The organism is Idiomarina abyssalis, from assembly GCF_019797805.1.
GTDB classification, from domain to species: domain Bacteria; phylum Pseudomonadota; class Gammaproteobacteria; order Enterobacterales; family Alteromonadaceae; genus Idiomarina; species Idiomarina abyssalis.
On the sequence record NZ_CP081832.1, the window covers coordinates 94,182 to 116,984 of the forward strand.

A 22,803-nucleotide genomic window follows, 5' to 3' on the forward strand; every position below is an offset into this window, starting at 1 on the left:
TATGACGACATCGATTATAGCCTTTGGTGGCCGCCCGTTGACCATTAAAGACGTGGTAGAAATAGCCAATGGCAAAGCGCAGGCCGCATTAAGCGATGCGCCGGAGTTTGTCGAAAAAGTCGATGCCGGTGTCCGTTTTCTGGATGAATTACTTGAGCAGGACGGAGTTATTTACGGCGTAACAACGGGGTATGGCGACAGCTGCACCGTAACGGTACCGGAGAACTTAGTTAATGAATTGCCCATTCACCTTACGCGTTTTCATGGTTGCGGCCTGGGAGATACCTTTGATGAGCAGGAAACCCGTGCCATTCTGGCAGCGCGCTTAAGTTCGCTGGCTCAAGGTTATTCCGGTGTCAGCTGGGAGTTGCTGGAGCGCCTGGTGGTGATGCTGAACGAAAACATGTTACCGCTTATTCCAAAAGAAGGTAGCGTAGGTGCCAGCGGCGATCTAACGCCTTTGTCGTACATTGCCGGTGCGCTTATTGGTGAGCGAGACGTGCGTTTTCGCGACAAAGTGATGAACAGTGCAGAAGCTTTTAAAGAGCTTGGCATGTCGGTTCACAAACTGCGGCCTAAAGAAGGCCTGGCCATTATGAACGGTACTGCTGTAATGACTGCATTGGCTTGCCTGGCCTGGGACAGAGCGGAGTATATAACCCGGTTATCCAGCCGTATTACTTCTTTGGCGAGCATAGCCCTGGAAGGAAACAGTAACCATTTTGATGACCTGCTGTTTGCCGTGAAACCTCATAAAGGGCAGCAACAAGTAGCCAGCTGGATCCAGCAAGACCTGAACCATGTGGAGCACCCGAGAAATTCATCGCGCCTGCAGGACCGTTATTCCATTCGCTGCGCCCCTCATGTTATCGGCGTACTGAAGGACAGTTTACCCTGGTTTCAAGAAACCATAGAAAATGAATTAAACAGCGCCAATGACAACCCCATTATTGACGGTCTGGGAGAGCACGTTCTGCATGGTGGGCATTTCTATGGCGGTCATATTGCTATGGTAATGGACTCGATGAAAACGGCTGTGGCGAACCTGGCGGACCTGCATGATCGGCAAATGGCGCTGCTGATGGACACGAAAATGAACCACGGTTTGCCCTCTAATTTGTCCGCGGCAGAAGGCGAGAGAACATCCATTAACCATGGCTTTAAAGCGGTGCAAATTGGCTGCTCAGCCTGGACCGCCGAGGCATTGAAATTAACCATGCCTGCCAGTGTCTTTTCGCGTTCAACTGAGTGTCATAACCAGGACAAAGTGAGCATGGGTACTATTGCTGCCCGTGACTGTATCCGTATTCTGGAGCTGACCGAACAGGTGGTTATCGCAACCTTGCTGGCAGCTTATCAAGGCGTTGAGTTGCGCAAGCGCATAGCAGAGAAGCCTGTGAGCCCATCGTCTGGTGTTGTTGAAATGCTTGAAAGCCTGGCCAGCCAGTTTGACCTACTGACGGAAGACCGTCAGTTAGAGCCGGAGTTACGCTATTGGCTGACCCAGTTACGATTAAAAGTCTGGAACTTGTATCAGGAGCCAGCATGAAACAAGCCAGTTTGACTATTGATGTTCCCTTTTTCGATGTCGACGCCATGCACGTTGTCTGGCATGGGCATTACATAAAATACATTGAAATGGCGCGCAGCGAGTTGTTGCGTACCTTCAATTATGACTATCCGGATATGGAAGCCAATGGTCATTTGTGGCCAATTGTCGACTTACGCTTAAAGTACGTTGCGTCGGCTACTTACGGGCAGCACATTCGGGTGACGGCCACTTTGGTGGAGTGGGAGCATCGACTGAAAATGAACTATGAAATTCGCTGTGTTGAGAGTAACGAGCTTTTAACCAAAGCCACCAGTGTGCAGGTAGCCGTGTGTAAAAAAACGCGCGAAATGCTGTTTGAATCCCCTGACATTGTGTTTGAAAAGCTGGGGGTTGAGCGCTCATGATGCGTTTATTGGTGGCAACGGTGTTCTTTATGGTCTCAGCAGTTACTTCTGCCGAGGACGATAACTCGTTAAAGGCGCTGTCGGCATTAGAGAAGCAATCAGAGCCGTTGCCGCTGTCGCTGGACTTCCATCAGAAAAAACAGTTGTCAGGGCTGCCTAGGCCTTTGGTGAGTTCGGGGCAACTGGATATTAGTACGGATGAAATTATCTGGACAACCGAGCAACCTCAACAGCAGGAATTGACCATAAACCGTCAGGGTATTTTTGAGCAGGGCGGTGCGGAGTCGATAAGTGGCAGTGACACCATTGCGCAGTTGTTATTGGCTATTTTGCAACAGGATGAAGCGGTGCTTAAGCAGCAATTCAACCTGTCGGTAGAGCAAGAGTGCGTGGTGATGGTGCCAAAAGCAGACACGCTGGCCAGTGTGATTGAAAAAATCCACAGCTGTGGAGATGATCGCGTTGAACTTGTGGAGTTGTTTGAGCAAAACGGTAACACCACCCGTATTGAACTGAGCCAAAGGTAACATGGAATGAAAGGCGCACGCGCCGCTAGGGCGCCTCGATTACTGCTGCTGTTTGCTTTCATTGCTATTGTGGTATCGGGGCTTGTTTCGCAGTTGCCGAATACGCAATGGAGCAGCAGTCTGGCAGACGCTCTGCCTAATGAAGTCTCTGATCTGCAGCGCAGTTATTTAAAAAGCCAGCAACCTAACTCGCAGCAATTGTTGCTGGGGTTTGAATCGCAGCAGCATTCCGAAAGTGAGATTCTCAAGGTTGTGCAGGAGCAGTTACGTCAGCTGTTCCACGTAGAACCCGCCCTACAGCTGGCTGAAATGACAAACCCAAAAGCGGTATTGTCATTTTATCAACAGCAGGCAGGACGACTAGCAACGTTTCGTGACAGGCAAATGCTTGCAAGTGGTGACTATGAGGCGTTGATTGCTCGCGCCCAAAAAACCTTACAAAGTCCCGCCCCGGTTTTAACGCCGCTGCAAAGCGATCCGCTATTACTGACACAGCGCTTTATACAGCAATTACCAGACTTAATGCCGGGGTATGAGAGCCACGGCGGGCTTTATACTCGTTCGTCAGAATCAACCCGGCAGGTATTGGTACCGCTGCGTATTGCAGGCGATGCGTTAAGCGTGAACCAGTCCGGGCAGTCCGTTAAGGCAATAAATGACTTTACCAGTAAAGTTACTGAGCAGTTGCCCGGTATTCAGCTCTATAAAAGTGGATTGCTGTTTCATTCCGATGCGGCAGCAAAACAGGCCAAAAAAGAAATGACCTGGTTTGGTGGGCTGTCTCTTCTGGTGGTACTGGCTCTGTTACTCTGGGTTTTCCGTTCGGGGCAGCAGTTGTTCTATACGCTGCTGTTGCTGGGTGTGTCGGCAGCGACGGGTCTATTGGTCACTTTGTTACTAAGCTCCCGGCCGCATGTGCTGATGCTGGTGTTTGCGACCAGCTTTATCGGCTTGTGCATTGACTACGTTATTCATGGCTTTATTGCCCGCAGTCATGGGAAAACGGCCTGGTCAGCACTGAAGCCGGCTTTATGGCTCAGCGGTTTAACCACTGTTTTAGGTTATGTCTTACTTCTGCTGCTGCCTTTACCTTTATTGCAGCAATTAGGCATTTTTATGGCAGTGGCTTTAATCACTGCTATGACTCTGGTGGTGACGACGTTGCCATGGTTGCCGGAGCCAAAAGAGCCTGCCCCGCGCTGGCAGCAGTTCTGCCTCAATATGACCAAGCTTTACCGGCAGATGCGTAACAAAACCACAACACATTGGTTAAGTGCTATGGCTCTGACCACCCTGGGCTTGCTGGTGTGGTCATTTACCGCTAATGATAACGTCCGGTTACTGGCCAGTTCTCCGGAGTCGTTGCTGCAGCAGGAAAACCATTTGCGTGAAACCACCGACTTTTATTTTCAGCCCGATGTACTGTTGGTGGCTGGCGGAACGAAGCAGCAAGCGCTAGAGCGTACCGGCGACTTGGCCAACTTGAACGGCAGCGTTAGTCTTTACGATTACGTGTTGCCGGTGTCAGAACAGCAACAAGTGGTGGAAGGTCAGCAAAGCCTTTTTAAAAGCCAGGCCGGCGAAGGCTATCTGCAATGGTTGGGTATCGACGCGCCTGCATTCAACGGCGCCCCCCAGAAACACCCTTTAGAAAAACAGTTCTTATACCCAGCCGAAGCAGGCTGGATGAGCGTTGTCCGGCTAAAACAGCCATTTAGTTCGGGTGATATTAAAGAGATACCAGGCAGACTGGAGCATTTTAACCCCATTGAGCATGCATCAGACGCATTGACCGAGTATCGGCATTCCATGCAGCTATGGCTCATTGCTTTACTGATCGTTTCTTTACCCATACTGGCGCTATTTTTACGCTCACAACAGAGTCATAAGCAGCGTGTTCAGGCGGCATGGCAGGTTACCTGTGTTATGACGCTGTCGGTCGCAACAGCGTTGCTGCTGGCTCAGCTAATACAACCTCTGAACTTGTTTCATTGTATTGGCGCTATGTTTGTATTGGTGCTTAGTATCGACTATGGCGTTTTCTGCGCCGGCCGTTTAAAGCGACAGCATGCGCTGCAGGCCATTTATCTGTCAGCTTTCACTACCATGGTGGCTTTTGGTGCATTAAGTTTCAGCTCAACGCCAGCCATTGCTGCTTTCGGTATTATTGTTTTAATTGGGGTCTTTATGAGTGCCCTGTTCAGTCCGTTGATAATAGAGTCGCCTGATAGCTAAGGAAAGAATCATGCAGGAATCGGTTTATGATGTGGCAATTATTGGTGCAGGGCCCGCAGGGGCAACTGCTGCTGCCATGTTGGCAAAGGCTGGAAAGAATGTGTTGGTGGTTGAGAAGCAGGAGTTTCCGCGATTTTCTATTGGCGAAAGCCTGCTGCCCCAGTGCATGACCTTTATTGAAGAAGCCGGGTTGCTGGACACTGTGCTTAAAAATGCAGAGCGGCTGGGGTTCCAGTACAAAGAAGGCGCGGCTTTTTATTATCAGGGGAATAAAGTTAACTTTGATTTCCGCAAAAAATCCAGTGAAGGGCCGGGCACAACTTATCAGGTGAAACGCGAGCATTTTGATCAGCTATTGGCGCAGGGCGCGGCAGAGAAAGGTGCTGAAGTCCGACACGGTATTGCGCTGGAAGCCATTGATTTTAGTGACCCGGATGCGGTTAAATTGAGCTTATCCAGCACCACCGGGAAGACAGAAGCAAAAGCTCGTTTTGTGCTGGATGCCAGTGGTTTTGGTCGAGTACTGCCACGCTTATTGTCGTTAGAGTCGCCGTCGGACTTTCCCGTGCGCCAGGCCGTTTTCTGTCATGTGAAATCTGAACTTACCGGCGGACACTTCGACCGGACTAAAATCCTCATCACGGTGCACCCACAAAACCCTGAAGTTTGGTACTGGCTCATTCCTTTTGCAGATGGTACCGCCAGTATTGGTGTTGTTGGTGCCAGTGAGTACTTTGCAGAAAATGACAGCGAAAAAGAAGCGCTGTGGAAATTGGTGGCAGACGAGCCTTACCTGATTGAAGTGTTAGGCGAATATAAGGTAGTTCGTGCTGAACAGCGTATTACTGGCTATTCAGCCAATGTGGATCGTCTATATGGCGACCGGTTTGCGTTGCTCGGTAACGCCGGTGAATTTTTAGATCCGGTTTTTTCTTCGGGGGTGACCATTGCAATGCAGTCTTCATCGTTGGCGGTGCCGTTGGTGCTTAAAGAGCTGAATAACGACCCCCAGGACTGGCAGAAGCAATACAGTGACCCTTTGCGTGTCGGTATTACAACCTTTCGCACTTTTGTAAAGGGTTGGTATGATACCCGCTTTCAGGATGTCATTTTTTATCCTGACCAGCAGCAACAGGTGAAAGCGATGGTTTGCTCAATTCTGGCTGGCTACGCATGGGATACCAATAACCCTTATGTTCGCGATAGCGAGCGGCGCTTGAACGTATTGGCGGAGCTATGCAGCTAGTATCTCTTAAAGGCGTTTTCTTACTACTGGTAATGGCTATCCTTGCCGGTTGCCAGTCGTTGAGTGGGCATTCCGTTCAGGTGCCTGTTGCCGACGGGAGTTACCAACTGCAGCACAGCTGGCCGGAAAAGCCTGTGCAGCTATGGCAGAAGGTAGAGTGGCAAAAAGGGCAGCAGCAACGCACTTTTATGGTTTCGGCTGTTTTTGATAATGAGCGATTGTTGTTGGTTGCGTTGTCTCCACTTGGACATGAATTATTTCGCAGCGAGATTACTCAAGCGAACGGACTGAGCTTTAAGGGCAGTGAAGCTTTTGACGATGCGCGCCTGGCTCTGCAGGTATGGGCAGATTTGCAAATGGCGCTGTGGCCGCTCGATTTTGTTAATTCAAATTTAGACGGTATGAGCTTACAGACCACCCAGACAAAACGTGAACTTTGGCATAACGGCCAGTTGTTATGGTCAGCAGCTAATGACGATGCCAGTCTGCAACGGGTTATTCAGAATAAATCCATGGGTTATCAATTGGTGATAACAACCCTAGAGTATGAGCTATTAGAAACTGATGACAGTAACACTGAGTGAACCGGGCGCTATTTGTGCGTCGGGCCACAATTGCGAGACCATTTGGCAGGCAGCGCTAACGGGCGAGCAGGCCGGTTTGAGGGCGTCTGCTTTCGTTACCAACGATGGCACTTCGCTATTTGCCGGGCAGGTAGCGGACGACAAACTGCCAAATATAGACAGCCTGCCGCCGGCAATGCGAACCCGGAATAATCAGTTGGTTGCGGCGGCCTTACAGCAAATTAAAGAGCCACTGCAGGCGCTGATAAATAAGCTGGGCTCTGATCGAGTAGGCGTGATTCTGGGCACCAGTACCTCGGGCATAGCTTCGGGTGAAGAAGCGTTAGCACATGATGAAACAAAAGGTGGCCTGCCGGACTCGTTTTATTACGCCATGCAGGAAATGCTCGCACCGGCAGAGTGTGTTGCTGAATTAATGGGTATTACCGGTCCGGTTTACAGCCTTTCTACGGCCTGTTCGTCCAGTGCACGTGCTTTTATGAGTGGCCGGTCTTTATTGCGCTCAGGTATGGTCGATGCAGTGGTTGTTGGCGGTGTTGATTCTCTTTGTCAGCTGACCTTAAATGGTTTTAAAGCGCTGGAGTCGACGTCGACGGGGCGCTGTAACCCCTTTAGCGCGAATCGCGATGGTATTACTATTGGTGAAGCTGCCGGGTTATTTATAGCAACTCGTACAGAAGACAATTTACAACCGTCCTTGGTAACTTTAACTGGTGCCTGCGCTACGTCCGATGCTCATCATATGTCCGCACCACACCCCGAAGGGCGTGGCGCCTTAGCGGCTATGCAGGGGGCGTTGTCAGATGCTGAACTGAGTGCCGAGCAGCTTAGCTACATCAACCTGCATGGCACGGCCACACCACTGAACGACAAAATGGAAGCTTTTGCAGTGAATGAACTGGGTGCTTCGCAGGTTCCGGCCAGTTCTACAAAGGCGTTGACCGGGCATACCTTAGGTGCCGCCGGTGCTATTGAAGCGGTGTTCTGCTGGCTGGCGCTGACTCAACAAAACGGGCTGCCAAAGCATGCCTGGGACGGCGTCAAAGATTCGGATATAACGGATATCAATTTATACCAGGGTGACTCATGGCAGATCACTGTTGAGCATTGTCTGAGTAACTCCTTTGCCTTTGGTGGAAACAATGTTTCCCTGGTTTTTAGCCGAGGAAAGCAACATGGCGCATAATTTAGACGAGCTGATAAAGCACCAACCCCCCATGCGGCTGATTGATGAGCTGTGCTGGGCCGAACCCGGCAAGGGACAGTGTCGGCTAACGGTCAGTAGCGATAATTTGTTTTACAGCGAATTGCTTCAGGGTCTACCGGCGCATGTTGGCATTGAACTTATGGCACAAAGCATCGCCGCTGTTGCGGGATACCAGCATAAAGCCGCCGGTGGTGAAATTAAGCTGGGCTTTCTACTGGGAAGCCGAAAATATCAGTGCGATATTGCCAGTTTCAAACTGGGCAAACGATACGATGTGTTCGTTGAAGAGTTACATGTTGAGTCGTCAGGGCTGAGTGTTTTTGCGTGTGACATTCGCCATGGCGATAAGGTGATTGCACAAGCCCGGCTGAATGTTTATCAGCCACCGGATGAAAACGCATTTATAGAGGAAAATTATGGTTAAAGGTATGGCTGAACGAGTGCTTGTCACGGGTTCCGGTAAAGGGATTGGTCGGGCAATTGCGCTGCAACTGGCTAAAGATGGCTTTGATCTGGCCATTCATTGTCGCTCAGACAAAACATCGGCGGAACAGGTTGTAGAAGAAGTTAAAGCACTGGGTCAACAGGCGTCTTTACTGGTGTTTGATGTTAGTGACCGCGAAGCTGCCCGACAGGCGATAGAACAGGATATTGCAGATAACGGCGCTTATTATGGTGCGGTGTGTAATGCCGGCATCACCCGCGACGGCGCTTTCCCTTCACTAACGGAAGATGACTGGGACAGCGTGCTGCAAACTAACCTGGGCGGTTTTTATAATGTGCTGCACCCGTTAATTATGCCCATGATCCAGCAGCGCCGGGGCGGCCGTGTGGTCACTATTGCTTCGGTTTCCGGTATTGCCGGTAATCGTGGGCAGGTTAACTATAGCGCTTCTAAGGGCGGGGTTATTGCGGCGACTAAAGCCTTATCGCTGGAGCTGGCTAAGCGCAAAATTACCGTTAATTGTGTAGCTCCGGGACTGATTGAAACAGACATGACCGGTGAGCTCGAGCATGAGAAAGACATTTTATCCATGATACCCATGCGCCGTGCGGGTAAGCCGGAAGAAGTCGCGGGTTTGGTTGGCTATCTGTTCCAGCCGTCAGCCGCTTACATTACGCGCCAGGTTTTCTCGGTTAATGGTGGGTTAGTTTAATGAAACGTGTGGTCGTAACCGGTATGGGCTGTCTGACAGCTTTTGGTGACAACTGGTCAAGCTTTCGGAGTCGTCTGGAAAGCGGTAAAAATGCCGTAGTTAATATGCCCGAGTGGGAGCGTTTTGAAGGGTTGAACACACGCCTGGCAGCACCGATTCAGCCAGCGTTTAAAAAGCCTTCGCATTACTCCCGCAAAGCGGTGCGTTCCATGAGCGGCGTTAGCTTAATGGCCACCCGGGCAACCGAGTTAGCATTAACCGATGCCGGGCTACTGGAGCACCCTTGTATTAGTGACGGAAGCTGCGGTGTTGCTTATGGCTCTTCGACCGGCGATACCGAGCAGATGAAAATCTTCGGTAATATGCTGGAAAACGGTGATATGACCGGTCTGAATGCAACGACCTATATAAAGAGCATGGCTCATACCACGGCGGTTAATCTGGGTGTATTTTACGGCGTCAAAGGGCGGGTACATACCACAAGTTCAGCCTGTACATCCGCTTCTCAAGGTCTGGGTTATGCCTATGAAGCCATTCTTTACGGTCACCAGAAAGTCATGATAGCCGGTGGTGCAGAAGCCTTGTGTCCTTCTGAAGCTGTGGTGTTTGACACCTTATACGCGACCAGCACCCGCAATGAAGCACCAGAGCAGACGCCCCGACCTTTTGACAAAAATCGTGATGGACTGGTTATTGGTGAAGGAGCGGGAACCTTTATTCTTGAAGAACTGGACCATGCTCTGGAGCGTGGAGCGACTATTTACGCTGAGCTGATTGGCTTTGGAACTAACTCGGATGGCGCCCATGTTACTCAGCCTACGGCGGAGACCATGGCGGTGGCAATGCAACTTGCGTTACAGCAAGCAAACTTAGAACCGGAGCAGGTCGGTTATGTAAATGCGCACGGTACTGCTACCGATCGCGGCGATGTTGCTGAATCTAATGCCACCGCAAAGGTATTTAAACGCCAGGTGCCTATCAGTTCGCTGAAAAGCTACTTAGGCCACACTTTGGGAGCTTGTGGCACCATCGAAGCCTGGGCCAGCATTCATATGATGCGGGAAAACTGGTTTGCACCAACAGTGAATCTGACCGATATTGATTCGGAATGTGGCGACCTGGATTACATTACCGGACAAGCCCGAGAGATCGAGACAGACTATGTCATGACCAATAATTTTGCCTTTGGCGGCATTAATACCTCATTAATTTTTAAACGTTGGAATAACTCAAAATAATATAAGGAAATAGAAAATGAAAAAGCTGTTTGTAGTTGCTGTTGTGGTATTGAGTTCATTGTTGTCATTGCAGGCGGAGGCTCGCAATGACTTAGTAACACTGGAGCTTAAGCCCGTAATGGAAAGTAATAAAGCGAAAGAGGCTTTGCTTGATGTTCCTGTTTACTTTGCTGGTCAGTCGCACCCGGAAGTGGCTCAGTCAATGGGTGTTGTCACAACCAGCCGTAAGACGAATGCGCTGAATAAATCTGACCGTGAAGCTTGTGAATGGGTTTTGTTGTCGGCATTGAAAGTGCTGCAAGACAACGCGCGTGATAACGGTTACGATGCAGTCATTAACATTAAATCAAATTATGAGCATAATGAGTTCAGCAGTGCCGAAGAGTTTCAGTGCGGCGCTGGCTTTTTAATGGCTGGTGTAGCCTTAAAAGGTGAAGTGGTTAAATTCAAATAAGGATAATAACAATGAAATACCTACTGGGAGCAGTGGCAGTCAGTTTGCTGACAGCCTGCTCACAAAATGTTGAAACAGAACAAGAGGCGAATACGCAATCTATGTCGTATCCGGAGACGCGTAAAGGCGATGTGGTTGATACCTACTTTGGAACCGAAGTAGCAGACCCGTATCGTTGGTTAGAAGATGACCGTAGCGAAGAGACAGAAAACTGGGTTAAAGCTCAGAATGAAGTGACTTTCGCACACCTGGAGTCCATCCCATATCGCGAAACGATAGAAAAGCGTCTGACCGAATTGTGGAACTACGAGAAAATCAGCGCACCGTTTAAAGAAGGTGATTACACTTACTTTTACAAAAACGACGGCCTGCAAAACCAGTATGTGGTGTATCGCCAAAAAGGTGATGAAGAGCCGGAAGTGTTTCTGGATCCGAATACTTTCAGTGAAGATGGCACGACTTCGCTGGCGCAATTAACCTTCTCTGACGACGGTTCGCTAGCGGCTTACTCAATTTCTGAAGGTGGTAGCGACTGGCGTAAAATTATCGTCATTGATGCCGAAACCAAGGAACAGCTGGAAGATCCTTTAGTGGATATTAAATTCAGCGGTATTTCCTGGGTAGGCAATGAAGGTTTCTACTACTCCAGTTATGACAAGCCAGAAGGCAGTGAGCTTTCGGCAAAAACCGATCAGCATAAACTTTATTACCATGAGTTGGGCACGGACCAATCTGACGACAAGTTGGTGTTTGGTGGAACGGATGCTGAGAAACACCGCTATGTTGGTGGATCAGTAACCGATGATGATCGTTATTTACTCATTTCAGCGGCTAACTCAACGTCGGGTAATAAACTGTTTTTAAAGGACCTGACCGATGAAGACAGTGAACTGGTTACCGTTCTTGATCATACCGACTCTGATACTCGTGTATTAGATAACGACGGTTCAAAGCTTTACCTGGTGACGAACCTCGATGCGCCAAACCAGCGCGTTGTGACCGTTGATGCCAGTAATCCAACGCCTGAAAACTGGGAAAACTTTATTCCAGAAACTGAAAACGTGTTGAGCGTATCAACCGGTGCGGGCTATATCTTTGCCGAGTACATGGTCGACGCCGTGGCTCAGGTTAAGCAATATGCCTATAACGGCGATATGGTTCGTGAAGTGCAGCTTCCGGGTGTGGGCAGTATTGGTGGCTTCTCAGGTAAAAAAGAAGCGGATGAGTTGTACTACACCTTTACCAACTACAGCACACCGTCAACGATTTATAAATTCGACCCTGATCAGGGCGGCTCTGAAGTTTATGCTGAATCCGGTGCTGATTTTGATTCTGCCAACTACGAATCAAAGCAGGTCTTTTATACTTCCAAAGATGGTACCGAAGTACCTATGATCATCACCTACAAAAAGGGAACAGAGCTGGATGGCTCTAACCCAACAATTTTGTACGGTTATGGTGGTTTTAATATTAGCCTGACACCTTCATTCAGTATTGCTAACGCAGCCTGGTTAGAAATGGGTGGTGTTTACGCTGTCGCTAACCTGCGTGGCGGTGGTGAATACGGTAAAGACTGGCATAAAGCGGGTACTAAGCTGCAAAAGCAAAACGTTTTTGACGACTTTATTGCAGCAGCTGAGTACCTGATTGATGAGAAATACACATCGTCTGAGCAATTGGCGGTTCGTGGCGGCTCTAATGGTGGCTTGCTAGTCGGCGCGGTTATGACTCAGCGGCCGGAACTCTTTGCAGTTGCATTGCCTGCAGTAGGTGTTCTGGACATGCTTCGCTATCACACCTTTACTGCCGGCGCTGGCTGGGCGTATGACTACGGTACTGCGAACGACAGCGAAGAAATGTTTGAGTATTTGCTGGGTTACTCGCCGGTTCACAACGTGGAAGAAGGCGTGGCTTATCCGGCAACGCTGATCACTACGGGTGACCATGATGACCGCGTGGTTCCTGCGCATTCATTTAAGTTTGCTGCAGAGCTTCAGGACAAAGCGGGCGGCGAAAATCCTCAGCTTATCCGTATTGAAACCAATGCCGGGCATGGTGCTGGTACACCGGTGTCAAAAACCATTGAACAGTATTCAGACATATTCGGCTTTACTCTGTATCACATGGGGTTTGAACAACTTCCTGAATAACCACTGACTCGCAAAGGTTTCGTTGTAATTGACGGAACCTTTGCGTCATTCTTTCGCTATTTTTCACACTTTCCGTTAATCTCTTCCCTTATCATTCTCGTATAATGAGGATTCAATAATGACGAGCGATTTTAATATTATGTGGGTAGTTGGCGCACTGATTGTCGTACTGTTGCTCATTGCTTCAGTGCGCATTGTTCCGCAGCAAAGCGTTTACCTGGTGGAATTGTTCGGTCGTTACCGCCGTATGCTGACGCCCGGTCTTAACTTTATCATTCCGCTGATTGAGCAAGTTGCTCATAAACAGTCAATGAGAACACGTCAGTTGGACGTTGATGTTGAAACTAAAACCAATGACAACGTATTTGTTATTGTCCGGGTGTCCGTGCAGTATCGCGTGAGTAATGAAACCTCAGTTTATAATGCCTTTTATCAACTGGAAAACCCCGAGTGGCAAATGCAGTCGTATGTGTTTGATACGGTGCGCGCGCAAATTCCTAAGCAGAACCTGGATGCGGTGTTCGATAATAAAGACTCTATTTCTAAAGATGTAAAAGAGCAGTTGCGCGATACCATGGAAGACTATGGGTTTGAAATTATTGCGTCGCTAGTGACCGACATTGACCCGGATCAGTCCGTTAAAGATTCAATGAACCAAATTAACGCCGCAGAACGAGAGCGTCGTGCAGCGGAGCATAAAGCGGAAGCTGAAAAAATTATGCTGGTGAAGCAGGCCGAAGCGGATAAAGAGTCTAAAATATTGCAGGGGCAGGGCATCGCCGGTCAGCGTTTAGCCATAGCCGAAGGCTTACGTGACTCTATTGCCATGGTCACTGATCAGGCAAACGATATTACTTCTAAGGACGTTATTGATTTGCTCAAATTTACTAACTACGTGGATGTACTAGGCTCTTTCGATACAGCTGCCAGTAAAGTGATAATGCTGCCGCAGCCGACAGGCCAGCTGGACTCTTTATCGTCGGATATTTTAAGCGCAATGGAAGCGGCTAAAGACAGTAAAAAAGATGGCTGAAACTTTTCCGTTACTGGCAGCTCAACCCATTTATGACAATAAAAACCGCTTTTATGCGGTAGAGCTGCTTTATCGTAGTGCGCTGAACTTAACCGCCGAGACGGTCGGCGATACAGCGGCTACCAGCGAGGTTGTCTTTAACCTTTGTGCGGGCATAACCACCCAAACTGAGCAGTACGATGCTACAGCATTTATCAACGTTTCCAGTGAGTTTTTAGTCTCCCAAAGCTTTCTTCCCATTGAGCCGGACAAAGTGGTTATTGAGCTGGTGGAGCGAATCAAGCCGACCAGAGCCGTCGTTAATGCGGTGGCGCGTTGGTACGAAAAAGGTTTTCGCTTTGCGTTGGATGACTTCGAATTCGACCCTGCCTGGGAGCCTCTGCTGAAGTATGCGTCTTACATCAAAGTGGACGTTTCGACTCTAACGCTGGCACAGGCTAAAGCTTTTAAACAAAAGCTTTCCGGATTCAAAGGAAAGTGGCTGGCTGAGCGGGTGGAAGACGAAGCGACCAAGCAAGCTTATGAAGCCCTGGGTTTTGAGCTGTTTCAGGGCTATTATTTTGCGAAACCAACCGTGGTTTACGGAACTCGATTAGAACCTTCCTCTTTGCAACTGGCAAAGGTACTATCGCTTTGCTTTGAAAAAGAACCCGATTTAACCGAGCTTTCTCAGGTTATTTCAGAAGATCCTAAGTTGTCAGTGAGTCTGCTTAAAATCGTTAACAGCCCTTTATACCCAACAGCGAGCCCTATTACCCGGGTTAAAGACGTTATTATGCGCCTGGGTATTGAGAAACTAAGGCGCTGGATAGCCCTCATTGGCTCGGTAACCGCAAGTAGCCCCGAGGCCTCCCGCATGGTCTTAGTTCGGGCGCAGATGTGTTATGAGCTGGCTAAACGGCAAAATTCACCGGATATCGACCCGGATCAATGCTATTTCGTCGGGTTATTATCGGGTATCGATATTATGCTTGGGGTCGATAAGGCGTGTTTCTTTGAAAAATTACCGCTGTCTGAACAAACAAAAATGGCGGTTGATGATTGTGCCGGACCAATGGGGCATTGCTTGCGTATTGCACTTAAGCTAGAGCAGTTAGTTCAGATGAAACAACAGCTCCATAAAGTCGATATCCGCTTATTAACCAGTTACAGAACGGTGTCGGCAAAAGTTCAGGAGCTGTTTAATACAATTTAAGCCTGGCTTTGTTTCGCTAATTGCTGAATTTTTCCGACAATTGCACGTAAACCGTTACCACGGGTTGGTGTAATGTGGTTTTCTAAATCCAGTTGCGCAAAGTAATGGTCGATATCAAATGCCAGAATTTGTTCAGGGGGTTTATTGTGGTAAGCCGCCATAACTAAGGTCAGCAGGCCTTGCACAATGACCGCGTCACTATCTACGTGCAGCAACAGCTTGCCGTCTTTTTCTTCGCTGATAAGCCAGACATTACTTTGGCAGCCACGCACCAGATACTCTTCTTTATGCTGACTTTCCGGTAAACCGGGCAGAGCTTTACCTAAATCAATGATGTACTGATAGCGTTGCTCCCAGTCGTCTAAAAACTCTAAATCATCAATGATTTCATCTGTGCTGGGTAAATTCATGCTGACCAATAACCTTCACTTATAAGTTAAAAGAGTAACTAATGTTAAAAGAAGACGCCGGCTTCAAGCTGAGCTTCTTCGCTCATCATGTCGCGTGACCAGGGTGGGTCAAAGACCAAATCAACTTTCACATTTTTAACGTGCGGTACCAAAGAAACGCGGTACTCCACATCACCCACAAGTACAGGACCCATGCCGCAGCCTGGTGCGGTTAAGGTCATATCAATGGTGATGGTATGGGTGTCCTGATCAATGTCGACCTTATAAATAAGCCCCAGAGAAACCAGATTAATTGGAATTTCAGGGTCATAAATGGTTTCCAGAGCATCCCACACTTGTTGCTCCGATATTTTGCCGTCGTCTGGTACCGGAAAATCGAGCTTTTCGGGTTTGCGCCCAATAGCATCCGCGTCAGTACCGTCTATACGCAGCATATTGCCCTGAAAGGTGACAGTATAATTACCGCCTAAATCCTGAGTAATGTTAACAAATTCACCCTTAGGAATTACTTTCGGTTCACCCGTTGGCACACGACGTGCCTTAACTTCACGGGTGGTGGACACCATTTTCTGCTGCATAATTTAAACTTCCGTTACTGCACGTTGAAGCTTTCGCCACAACCACATTCGTTGACCACATTCGGGTTGTTGAACTTAACCACGCCGTTAATGCCTTCTTTTACGTAATCAATTTCGGTATTACGCACCAGTTCGAGTGCATTAGAGGCAATCGCGACCTTCAGGTTATCGTTAATATCGACAACTTCATCACCGTCCTCCAGTGCATCGGCCGAACTGAGTACATAGGCATAACCTGTGCAGCCACTCTGTTTAGTGGACAGCCGAATGAACTTACCTGGCTCGTCTTTTAAGCGCGACTCGAAATAACGTACGGCGCTTTCTGTCATCGAAATTAAGGACGATGATGGTACAAATGTTTCTACAGACATGAGTCTCCTCCTGCCATCAGGCTAGCATTAGACGAGCTTTTTTGATGCCTTCAAACAGCATTTCAACCTCGTCGAGCGTATTGTAAATGGAAAACGATGCACGCGCAGTGCCCGGCACGTTCAGACGCTTCATTAACGGCTGAGCACAGTGATCACCAGTACGAATGGCAATCCCCTGCTTGTCGAGCAAAAAGCCAATATCGGCCGGATGTGCACCGTCTAAAATAAAGCTTAGCACGCCAATTTTCTTTGCGGCATGCCCAACAATGGTTAAGCCATCGGTTTGCTCGGCTAATTGTGTCGCTCTTGCCAGTAAAGCGGTTTCGTGAGCCAGAATGTCGGCTGCATCATATTGCTGGAGCCAGTTAATTGCTGCCGCCAGACCAATAGCACCGGCAATATTCGGCGTGCCGGCTTCCAGGCGGTTAGGTAATTCGCCCCAGGTGGCATCCTGGTAACTGACTGTCGCTATCATTTCGCCACCGACTAACCATATGGGCCAGTCTTTTAAAACTTCGTAGCAACCCCAAAGTACGCCGATACCGGTTGGCCCAAATACTTTGTGCCCGGAAAATGCGTAAAAGTCACAGCCAATGTCCTGTACATCAATAGCGCCATGTGCAACGCCCTGAGCACCATCAATCATTACCAGTGCGTCTTTCGCTTTGGCGGCTGCAGTGAGCTCTTTAATTGGGTTAATGGTGCCAAGTGCATTTGAAATGTGCGGCATTGAAACGAAAGCCGTGTTCTCGCTCAACAGAGCATGAAACTGCTCGGTATTCAGCGAGCCGTCTTCGTTAATGGGTACTACTTTCAATGTTGCGCCCGAGCGTTTACAGGCTTGCTGCCAGGTCACCAAATTCGCATGGTGTTCCATCTCGGTAACCAACACTTCATCACCGGCCTTTAGTCGCTGGGCAACGCCATTAGCGACTAAGTTAATGCCTTCGGTGGTACCGCTGGTCCAGATAACCTCTTCCTGGCGGCTGGCATTTATATACTCAGCAACGGTTTTACGCGCTGCTTCATAACGCCGGGTCGCTTCATCGGACAGGTAGTGAGCACCACGATGAACGTTGGCATTGCACTGAGTGTAGTAATCCGTCAGCGCGTTAATGACCGCCTGCGGCTTCTGGGTGGTTGCAGCGTTGTCCAGATAAACTAAAGGTTTACCATGAACCTGGCGGTGCAGTATCGGAAACTGCTCACGAATTTGCGCAACGTTCAGGCTCATTGCTGCTCCATCATACTTTCAAATCGTGTTTTCAATATGGGCTGTAACCAGTCAGCCAACGCTTTATTCGGCATTTGGAAAACCATCTCCTGCACGAAACCAAAGTTCAGCATCACCAAAGCCTGTTGCTTGTCGATGCCGCGCGTCAGCATGTAGTACAACGCTTCTTCATCAATCTCAGCCACTGTCGCACCGTGTGCGCACTGTACGTCGTCTGCGTAGATTTCCAGTTCCGGCTTAGTATTGATTTGAGCACCGCGGGTCAGCAGCAGGTTACGGTTATTCAATTCTGCCAGGGTTTTCTGTGCATGGCGGTGAATATGAATGCGTCCGTTAAATACCGCTTTTGCCCGATCACCAATAATGCCCCGGGCATTTTCTTCGGTAGTCCCGTTGGGTGATGCGTGCTCAATGGTGCTGTGTAAGTCGAAATGTTCACGCGGAGCCAGTAAATACACGTTATTAAACTTAGCAAAAGCGTGCTCGCCAGCGTGTTCAATATCCACGTCCAGGCGTGTCAGCTGACTGCCGTAGCCAATTAAGGTGCTGTTCATCTTGGCATGGTCGTGCAGTTTAAAATGACTGCCGCCAATATGAATAGACTCACCTTCGTGCAGGGCAAAACGGTAGTGCTCTAAACTCGCTTTTTCGGCAATATCGTACTCTGCAAACGCTGTATTCAAGCTATTACCTGAACCGCTGCCATGCTCAATAATCGTTGCCTGAGCATTTGCACCAACACGTACCAGAGTGCGCTGGTGAGATTCGATACCGGCTGAAGCAAAGTTAACGATACGAATGGGCTGCTTGATTTTAGCGCCGGCGGCAATATCAATAACAACACCTTGCTGCGCCAATACATCATTAACCAGACCAAACAAATGATGGCTGGGTTTTACTTGCGCAAAAAGCGCTTCTGCTGGCTCGCTTGGCGCGGAAAGCTCACTAATAGTAACGCCTTCCGGCAGCTGAAGCTTGCTGATGTCAGTACTCAGTTGGCCATCAACAAAAACCAGATCAAGGCTGTTCAGCCCCTCGATGAAAGGCGCTTCGGCGGTGTTATTGCTTGTGCCTGTCTGCAACTGCAAATCAGCAACCGGGTGCAGCGAGGTATAACGCCAGGCTTCAGTACGGCGTGTTGGCCATTGCTGCTGCTTTAAAGTGTCCAAGGCTTGTGCCCGGACCGGAGATAGCCAATCGTCAACGGTCGAGGCACGCTCTAGAACGTGGTTTAACCATTGACTCATGCATCTGCTCCTTCTGCTTCAGCTTCTGCTAACCAAGCGTAGCCTGAAGCTTCAACTTCTTTAGCCAGTTCAGGACCGCCACTTTTCACAATTTTGCCTTTAGACAGAATGTGGACGTAGTCTGGCTGAATGTAATCCAGCAGGCGCTGATAATGCGTGACAACAATAAAGCTGCGTTTGCCGTCGCGCTGGCTGTTGACGCCTTTTGCAACAACTTGCAGAGCGTCAACGTCCAGGCCGGAATCGGACTCATCAAGGATGGCGATTTTAGGTTCCAGCATAATCAGCTGCATAATCTCGTTACGTTTTTTCTCGCCGCCTGAGAAGCCTTCATTCACACCGCGTTTTAAGAAATCGAGCGGTAACTCAACCTGTTTACAGGCTTCTTTGGCTTTTTTTAAAAATTCTGCAGAGCTTAACGCTTTCTCGCCACGCGCTTCGCGTAGGGCGTTAACCGATTCTTTCATGAATTCCATGTTGCTTACGCCGGGTATTTCAACCGGGTACTGGAATGCCAGGAATAATCCGGCTTGAGCGCGTTCTTCAACTTCCATGTCCAGCAAGTCTTTGCCGTCCATCTCAACGCTGCCGCTTTCCACTTCGTAGCCATCGCGGCCGGATAAAACGTAGCCTAAAGTACTTTTCCCGGCACCGTTAGGACCCATAATAGCGTGTACTTCGCCGGGTTTTATTTCCAGATTCAGGCCTTTCAAAATTGTTGTTTCTTCTACACGTGCGTGCAGATCTTTAATAGATAGCATGTTTTACCCCACTGAACCTTCAAGACTGATTTCAAGCAACTTACCGGCTTCCACCGCAAACTCCATTGGTAGCTCACGGAACACTTCTTTACAGAAGCCATTTACAATCATTGAGACTGCTTTTTCAGGGTCCAGGCCTCGTTGCCGACATAAGAATAATTGATCGTCACTCACCTTAGAGGTGGTGGCTTCGTGCTCAACAATCGCGGTTGGATTGCTGCTTTCAATATACGGGAATGTGTGTGCGCCGCACTGGTCGCCAATAAGCAGCGAATCACATTCGGTAAAGTTACGCGCGCCCTCAGCACCCGGGCCCATACGAACCAGACCGCGGTAAGCGTTATTACTGCGACCGGCGGAAATACCTTTAGAAATGATGGTCGACTTGGTGTTTTTACCTAAGTGAATCATTTTGGTGCCGGTATCGGCCTGCTGTCTGCCGCGGGTTAACGCTACTGAATAGAATTCACCAACGCTGTTATCACCTTTGAGAATACAGCTTGGGTACTTCCAGGTAACGGCTGAGCCTGTTTCTACCTGAGTCCAGGATATTTTCGCGTTTTTCTCGCACAGACCGCGTTTAGTGACAAAGTTATAGATACCGCCTTTGCCGTTTTCATCGCCTGGGTACCAGTTTTGAACCGTTGAGTATTTGATCTCGGCATCATCCAGTGCGACCAGCTCAACCACGGCTGCGTGTAATTGGTTTTCATCGCGCTGAGGTGCGGTACAACCTTCCAGATAACTGACATGGCTGCCTTCTTCGGCAACAATTAAGGTACGCTCGAACTGACCGGTATTCTGTTCGTTTATGCGGAAGTAGGTTGATAGTTCCATAGGGCAGCGAACGCCTTTTGGAATATAAACAAACGACCCGTCAGTGAATACGGCACTGTTAAGCGCAGCGAAGAAATTGTCGCCACGGGGAACTACGGTACCTAAATACTTTTTAACTAAGTCAGGGTACTTGTGAAGAGCTTCAGAGATAGGGCAGAAGATCACGCCAGCCTCTTCCAGTTTCTCCCGGAAAGTAGTGACGACGGAAACCGAGTCGAAGACCGCATCGACAGCTACACCGGCCAGCATCTCCTGCTCGTGCAGAGGAATACCGAGTTTTTCATAGGTGCGCAGCAATTCAGGATCAACCTCGTCTAACGACTTAGGTTTATCTTTCATGCTTTTAGGCGCTGAGTAGTATGAAATAGACTGGTAATCCACTTTGGGATAATCGACGTGTGCCCAGTCCGGCTCTTCCATTTTTAACCAGGTGCGATAAGCCTTTAGACGCCATTCCAGCATCCATTCAGGTTCACCTTTAATGGCGGATAGACGGGCAATGACGTCTTCATCCAAGCCAATTGGAAAAGTTTCTGACTCTATTTCTGAAACGAAGCCTGCATCGTATTTACGTGCAAGCGCCTGATCAATCTGTTCACTCATGATTTACCCACTCTAAAAGCTGCGGATGGGAATTTCGCCCGTTACTGGCCAATAGTATAAAATACCTGACTAAAACACTCAACTTTATCTGTTGACCCACATTATACGGGATTGCAGCCCTTTTGTCGCTTATTTCGCCTACCGTGAGTGAGGTTATCTTACCTTCATGTCCGTCATTATGTTTTATTGGAAATAGAGCGCTTGTTACATTTTGTAACATGTTCTAAGGTGCATAAACTTTCGGCATAAAAAATAATCGTATATTATAAAGGGTCACATAGTTCGTTAGAAAAATGTAATTCAAATTATAATCGAAGTAACGAATATGTGTTTTAACTTTAAGGGATGTTATGGCGCGTTTTACTCAGTTAGCTTTAATTGAACATCAAAAGCGTACACAGAACTTGGGGTTGCTTGCTGAATCTTTAGAAATATCGGTTGTCCATCGTACTTTCTCTGAACTGGTTGAAAGTTCGCCGCTGGAAAATACGATGGTAGCTTACTCGTTAGGTTCAGAGCAGCTTTCGAGGTCTCATACCACCAATGAAATTGCAGCTCTAACCAGAACTTACCCCTTGTTTTTAGTTAACGCCAGAAAAGGTGAGGTACGTCCGAACCAGGCGCTAAACCTGGGTGCGCGTGGTATTATTTATGAAAACGACCATTTAGATCGCGTGCTTACTGCTATCAAAGTGATAGGTCAGGGTGAGTTGTATTACCCGCGTTCTCTGCTTTCCGGTAAAATTGAAGAAATGATGCTGCGGCGCCAGGCCGATGACGATTCTTTTACTACTGCGTCACAAGTAAATTCTCTGACTCCTCAAGAATTGAAGATTATTGAGCTGGTGGCAACTGGCGCACGTAATAAAGAAATTGCAGAACAGTTAAATATAAGTGCTCACACGGTAAAAACACACTTGTCTTCAATTTTTAGAAAAACCGGAGCGCGCAATCGAGTTGAGCTTTTAAAGTGGTCGAATTACGCAACGTCCGGTTAAATAAAATAGCGAATCATCGGTTAGCTATCCGCTCGCCAAAAGCCTCTCTCTTGCCCCTTTTCAATTAATTCAAATAATGCCTTTTCCATTGCTTGCTTAACAGAAAGCTGAACCGGTTCGTTCGTCGAATAGCCACCTTCAAATTCAGCCAGACGATTTAAGGAAACGTAACGAAACAGGCCTGCTCTTAGCTCTTGTGAAAAGACTTTTTTGTTTGCCGAAACAGAGAGAAGAACCTGTCCTGTGTATACATCGACAGCACGTATATAAACGGATACCTGATCTTCCCGGTATAACTCCGATGCTCCGATACCAAAATATTCGGCTCCAATACCACCGGTACTGACATTTGTGTCGTAGCTAATAATGCCGCCTTCCAGCAGTAATCGAGCCTCTCGCAACGGAGGTAAGTCAGAGCTCTTGCTCGAGTTGTGGATTTTGCGCTCAGTAAGCAGGTTCTGTAAGTTTTCTCTTTCCATGGGTAAGAACCAGCCAGACTCAAGTAACATCTGAGTCAGTATCGACGTAGCACCCTGAGTTACGGCAGTGGAAAAACTTGAGACATTAGCTTGTGGTTTGTATTGCCCGGTTTGATCCCGAAAAGCATAAACCGAGACGGGAATGCGATTTTTAGGTAAAGGGCTTTCTTTTAAGGTCAGCATCATTGAGCTGGGCGCATCAATTTCAGCTGGTTGGATATTCAGGCTTGTCGGCTTGGGCATCATAGCGCAACCGGACATTGCGACTGACAAGACCAATAAAATGATAGTACGAATATTCAT

Annotated in this window: 23 protein-coding genes; 15 read left to right on the forward strand and 8 right to left on the reverse strand. The window is 48.4% G+C overall.

Annotated elements, in window-relative coordinates:
• The first annotated feature begins 1 nt into the window (after position 1).
• The 14 genes from K5X84_RS00470 to K5X84_RS00535 all read left to right on the forward strand — a co-directional run bounded on the left by K5X84_RS00470 (position 2) and on the right by K5X84_RS00535 (position 14,982).
• Positions 2-1,549: an HAL/PAL/TAL family ammonia-lyase gene (locus K5X84_RS00470; protein ID WP_222236159.1), complete on the forward strand. Its 1,548-nt coding sequence runs from the start codon at positions 2-4 to the stop codon at positions 1,547-1,549.
• Entirely contained in the window at positions 1,546-1,956 is a 411-nt protein-coding gene (locus K5X84_RS00475) for an acyl-CoA thioesterase (RefSeq protein WP_222236161.1), read from the forward strand. Before K5X84_RS00470 ends, K5X84_RS00475 begins: the two co-directional genes overlap by 4 nt.
• Positions 1,953-2,483, forward strand: coding sequence for a LolA family protein (locus K5X84_RS00480; protein ID WP_222236163.1), 531 nt, complete (start codon positions 1,953-1,955; stop codon positions 2,481-2,483). The genes K5X84_RS00475 and K5X84_RS00480 overlap by 4 nt, the downstream gene beginning before the upstream one ends.
• Positions 2,484-2,489: 6 nt before the next feature.
• Positions 2,490-4,718 carry an MMPL family transporter gene (locus K5X84_RS00485; RefSeq protein ID WP_222236164.1) on the forward strand — a complete coding sequence of 743 codons (2,229 nt, stop codon included), beginning with the start codon at positions 2,490-2,492 and terminating at the stop codon, positions 4,716-4,718.
• A gap of 10 nt (positions 4,719-4,728) precedes the next feature.
• A complete protein-coding gene (locus K5X84_RS00490; RefSeq protein ID WP_222236165.1) occupies positions 4,729-5,964 on the forward strand; it encodes an NAD(P)/FAD-dependent oxidoreductase in 1,236 nt (411 codons plus the stop codon).
• Entirely contained in the window at positions 5,955-6,548 is a 594-nt protein-coding gene (locus K5X84_RS00495) for a DUF3261 domain-containing protein (protein WP_244994799.1), read from the forward strand. Before K5X84_RS00490 ends, K5X84_RS00495 begins: the two co-directional genes overlap by 10 nt.
• Positions 6,529-7,734 (forward strand): beta-ketoacyl-ACP synthase, encoded by a 1,206-nt coding sequence (locus K5X84_RS00500; protein WP_222236166.1) that lies wholly within the window; start codon positions 6,529-6,531, stop codon positions 7,732-7,734. The genes K5X84_RS00495 and K5X84_RS00500 overlap by 20 nt, the downstream gene beginning before the upstream one ends.
• Positions 7,724-8,179: a hotdog family protein gene (locus tag K5X84_RS00505; protein WP_222236168.1), complete on the forward strand. Its 456-nt coding sequence runs from the start codon at positions 7,724-7,726 to the stop codon at positions 8,177-8,179. Before K5X84_RS00500 ends, K5X84_RS00505 begins: the two co-directional genes overlap by 11 nt.
• A gap of 4 nt (positions 8,180-8,183) precedes the next feature.
• Entirely contained in the window at positions 8,184-8,912 is a 729-nt protein-coding gene (gene fabG, locus K5X84_RS00510; protein ID WP_054489067.1) for a 3-oxoacyl-ACP reductase FabG, read from the forward strand.
• Complete coding sequence (locus K5X84_RS00515) at positions 8,912-10,150, forward strand: beta-ketoacyl-ACP synthase (protein ID WP_222236170.1); 1,239 nt, start codon at positions 8,912-8,914, stop codon at positions 10,148-10,150. Before fabG ends, K5X84_RS00515 begins: the two co-directional genes overlap by 1 nt.
• A 16-nt stretch (positions 10,151-10,166) precedes the next feature.
• On the forward strand, positions 10,167-10,604 hold the full coding sequence (locus K5X84_RS00520; protein WP_222236180.1) for an excinuclease ABC subunit A: 438 nt from the start codon (positions 10,167-10,169) through the stop codon (positions 10,602-10,604).
• A gap of 11 nt (positions 10,605-10,615) precedes the next feature.
• Positions 10,616-12,754, forward strand: coding sequence for a prolyl oligopeptidase family serine peptidase (locus tag K5X84_RS00525; protein WP_222236181.1), 2,139 nt, complete (start codon positions 10,616-10,618; stop codon positions 12,752-12,754).
• A 118-nt stretch (positions 12,755-12,872) separates the two neighbouring features.
• Positions 12,873-13,787, forward strand: coding sequence for an SPFH domain-containing protein (locus tag K5X84_RS00530; RefSeq protein ID WP_222236183.1), 915 nt, complete (start codon positions 12,873-12,875; stop codon positions 13,785-13,787).
• The gene (locus tag K5X84_RS00535) at positions 13,780-14,982 is read left to right on the forward strand and encodes an EAL and HDOD domain-containing protein (protein ID WP_222236185.1); all 1,203 of its coding nucleotides are present in this window, start codon (positions 13,780-13,782) and stop codon (positions 14,980-14,982) included. Before K5X84_RS00530 ends, K5X84_RS00535 begins: the two co-directional genes overlap by 8 nt.
• Here K5X84_RS00535 and K5X84_RS00540 read toward each other — a convergent pair.
• From K5X84_RS00540 to sufB, 7 genes are read right to left on the reverse strand one after another with little or no spacing between them, the layout of a single operon-like run.
• Complete coding sequence (locus K5X84_RS00540) at positions 14,979-15,392, reverse strand: SufE family protein (protein ID WP_222236187.1); 414 nt, start codon at positions 15,390-15,392, stop codon at positions 14,979-14,981. The two genes, K5X84_RS00535 and K5X84_RS00540, sit on opposite strands and share 4 nt — an antisense overlap.
• 44 nt (positions 15,393-15,436) lie before the next feature.
• Positions 15,437-15,970 (reverse strand): putative Fe-S cluster assembly protein SufT, encoded by a 534-nt coding sequence (gene sufT, locus K5X84_RS00545; protein ID WP_222236189.1) that lies wholly within the window; start codon positions 15,968-15,970, stop codon positions 15,437-15,439.
• A 14-nt stretch (positions 15,971-15,984) separates the two neighbouring features.
• Complete coding sequence (locus K5X84_RS00550; protein WP_054488741.1) at positions 15,985-16,341, reverse strand: HesB/IscA family protein; 357 nt, start codon at positions 16,339-16,341, stop codon at positions 15,985-15,987.
• Positions 16,342-16,357: 16 nt separating this feature from the next.
• Positions 16,358-17,575: an aminotransferase class V-fold PLP-dependent enzyme gene (locus K5X84_RS00555; RefSeq protein WP_222236191.1), complete on the reverse strand. Its 1,218-nt coding sequence runs from the start codon at positions 17,573-17,575 to the stop codon at positions 16,358-16,360.
• Positions 17,572-18,822: a Fe-S cluster assembly protein SufD gene (sufD, locus tag K5X84_RS00560; RefSeq protein ID WP_222236193.1), complete on the reverse strand. Its 1,251-nt coding sequence runs from the start codon at positions 18,820-18,822 to the stop codon at positions 17,572-17,574. Before sufD ends, K5X84_RS00555 begins: the two co-directional genes overlap by 4 nt.
• A complete protein-coding gene (gene sufC, locus K5X84_RS00565) occupies positions 18,819-19,583 on the reverse strand; it encodes a Fe-S cluster assembly ATPase SufC (RefSeq protein WP_054488736.1) in 765 nt (254 codons plus the stop codon). Before sufC ends, sufD begins: the two co-directional genes overlap by 4 nt.
• Before the next feature lie 3 nt (positions 19,584-19,586).
• Positions 19,587-21,023, reverse strand: coding sequence for a Fe-S cluster assembly protein SufB (gene sufB, locus K5X84_RS00570; RefSeq protein WP_054488734.1), 1,437 nt, complete (start codon positions 21,021-21,023; stop codon positions 19,587-19,589).
• Positions 21,024-21,373: 350 nt separating this feature from the next.
• Here sufB and K5X84_RS00575 point away from each other — a divergent pair, with 350 nt between their 5' ends.
• A complete protein-coding gene (locus K5X84_RS00575) occupies positions 21,374-22,021 on the forward strand; it encodes a response regulator transcription factor (protein ID WP_222236195.1) in 648 nt (215 codons plus the stop codon).
• Positions 22,022-22,041: 20 nt separating this feature from the next.
• On the opposite strand, the gene K5X84_RS00580 is transcribed toward K5X84_RS00575, so the two are convergent.
• A complete protein-coding gene (locus K5X84_RS00580) occupies positions 22,042-22,803 on the reverse strand; it encodes a CsgG/HfaB family protein (protein ID WP_054488729.1) in 762 nt (253 codons plus the stop codon).

Excerpts from the sequence above, each read along its gene's own strand:
- K5X84_RS00470 (WP_222236159.1), top strand. The coding sequence starts at position 2 with ATGACGACATCGATTATAGCCTTTGGTGGCCGCCCGTTGACCATTAAA.
- K5X84_RS00475 (WP_222236161.1), top strand. The coding sequence starts at position 1,546 with ATGAAACAAGCCAGTTTGACTATTGATGTTCCCTTTTTCGATGTCGAC.
- K5X84_RS00480 (WP_222236163.1), top strand. The coding sequence starts at position 1,953 with ATGATGCGTTTATTGGTGGCAACGGTGTTCTTTATGGTCTCAGCAGTT.
- K5X84_RS00485 (WP_222236164.1), top strand. The coding sequence starts at position 2,490 with ATGAAAGGCGCACGCGCCGCTAGGGCGCCTCGATTACTGCTGCTGTTT.
- K5X84_RS00490 (WP_222236165.1), top strand. The coding sequence starts at position 4,729 with ATGCAGGAATCGGTTTATGATGTGGCAATTATTGGTGCAGGGCCCGCA.
- K5X84_RS00495 (WP_244994799.1), top strand. The coding sequence starts at position 5,955 with ATGCAGCTAGTATCTCTTAAAGGCGTTTTCTTACTACTGGTAATGGCT.
- K5X84_RS00500 (WP_222236166.1), top strand. The coding sequence starts at position 6,529 with ATGACAGTAACACTGAGTGAACCGGGCGCTATTTGTGCGTCGGGCCAC.
- K5X84_RS00505 (WP_222236168.1), top strand. The coding sequence starts at position 7,724 with ATGGCGCATAATTTAGACGAGCTGATAAAGCACCAACCCCCCATGCGG.
- fabG (WP_054489067.1), top strand. The coding sequence starts at position 8,184 with ATGGCTGAACGAGTGCTTGTCACGGGTTCCGGTAAAGGGATTGGTCGG.
- K5X84_RS00515 (WP_222236170.1), top strand. The coding sequence starts at position 8,912 with ATGAAACGTGTGGTCGTAACCGGTATGGGCTGTCTGACAGCTTTTGGT.
- K5X84_RS00520 (WP_222236180.1), top strand. The coding sequence starts at position 10,167 with ATGAAAAAGCTGTTTGTAGTTGCTGTTGTGGTATTGAGTTCATTGTTG.
- K5X84_RS00525 (WP_222236181.1), top strand. The coding sequence starts at position 10,616 with ATGAAATACCTACTGGGAGCAGTGGCAGTCAGTTTGCTGACAGCCTGC.
- K5X84_RS00530 (WP_222236183.1), top strand. The coding sequence starts at position 12,873 with ATGACGAGCGATTTTAATATTATGTGGGTAGTTGGCGCACTGATTGTC.
- K5X84_RS00535 (WP_222236185.1), top strand. The coding sequence starts at position 13,780 with ATGGCTGAAACTTTTCCGTTACTGGCAGCTCAACCCATTTATGACAAT.
- K5X84_RS00540 (WP_222236187.1), bottom strand. The coding sequence starts at position 15,392 with ATGAATTTACCCAGCACAGATGAAATCATTGATGATTTAGAGTTTTTA.
- sufT (WP_222236189.1), bottom strand. The coding sequence starts at position 15,970 with ATGCAGCAGAAAATGGTGTCCACCACCCGTGAAGTTAAGGCACGTCGT.
- K5X84_RS00550 (WP_054488741.1), bottom strand. The coding sequence starts at position 16,341 with ATGTCTGTAGAAACATTTGTACCATCATCGTCCTTAATTTCGATGACA.
- K5X84_RS00555 (WP_222236191.1), bottom strand. The coding sequence starts at position 17,575 with ATGAGCCTGAACGTTGCGCAAATTCGTGAGCAGTTTCCGATACTGCAC.
- sufD (WP_222236193.1), bottom strand. The coding sequence starts at position 18,822 with ATGAGTCAATGGTTAAACCACGTTCTAGAGCGTGCCTCGACCGTTGAC.
- sufC (WP_054488736.1), bottom strand. The coding sequence starts at position 19,583 with ATGCTATCTATTAAAGATCTGCACGCACGTGTAGAAGAAACAACAATT.
- sufB (WP_054488734.1), bottom strand. The coding sequence starts at position 21,023 with ATGAGTGAACAGATTGATCAGGCGCTTGCACGTAAATACGATGCAGGC.
- K5X84_RS00575 (WP_222236195.1), top strand. The coding sequence starts at position 21,374 with ATGGCGCGTTTTACTCAGTTAGCTTTAATTGAACATCAAAAGCGTACA.
- K5X84_RS00580 (WP_054488729.1), bottom strand. The coding sequence starts at position 22,803 with ATGAATATTCGTACTATCATTTTATTGGTCTTGTCAGTCGCAATGTCC.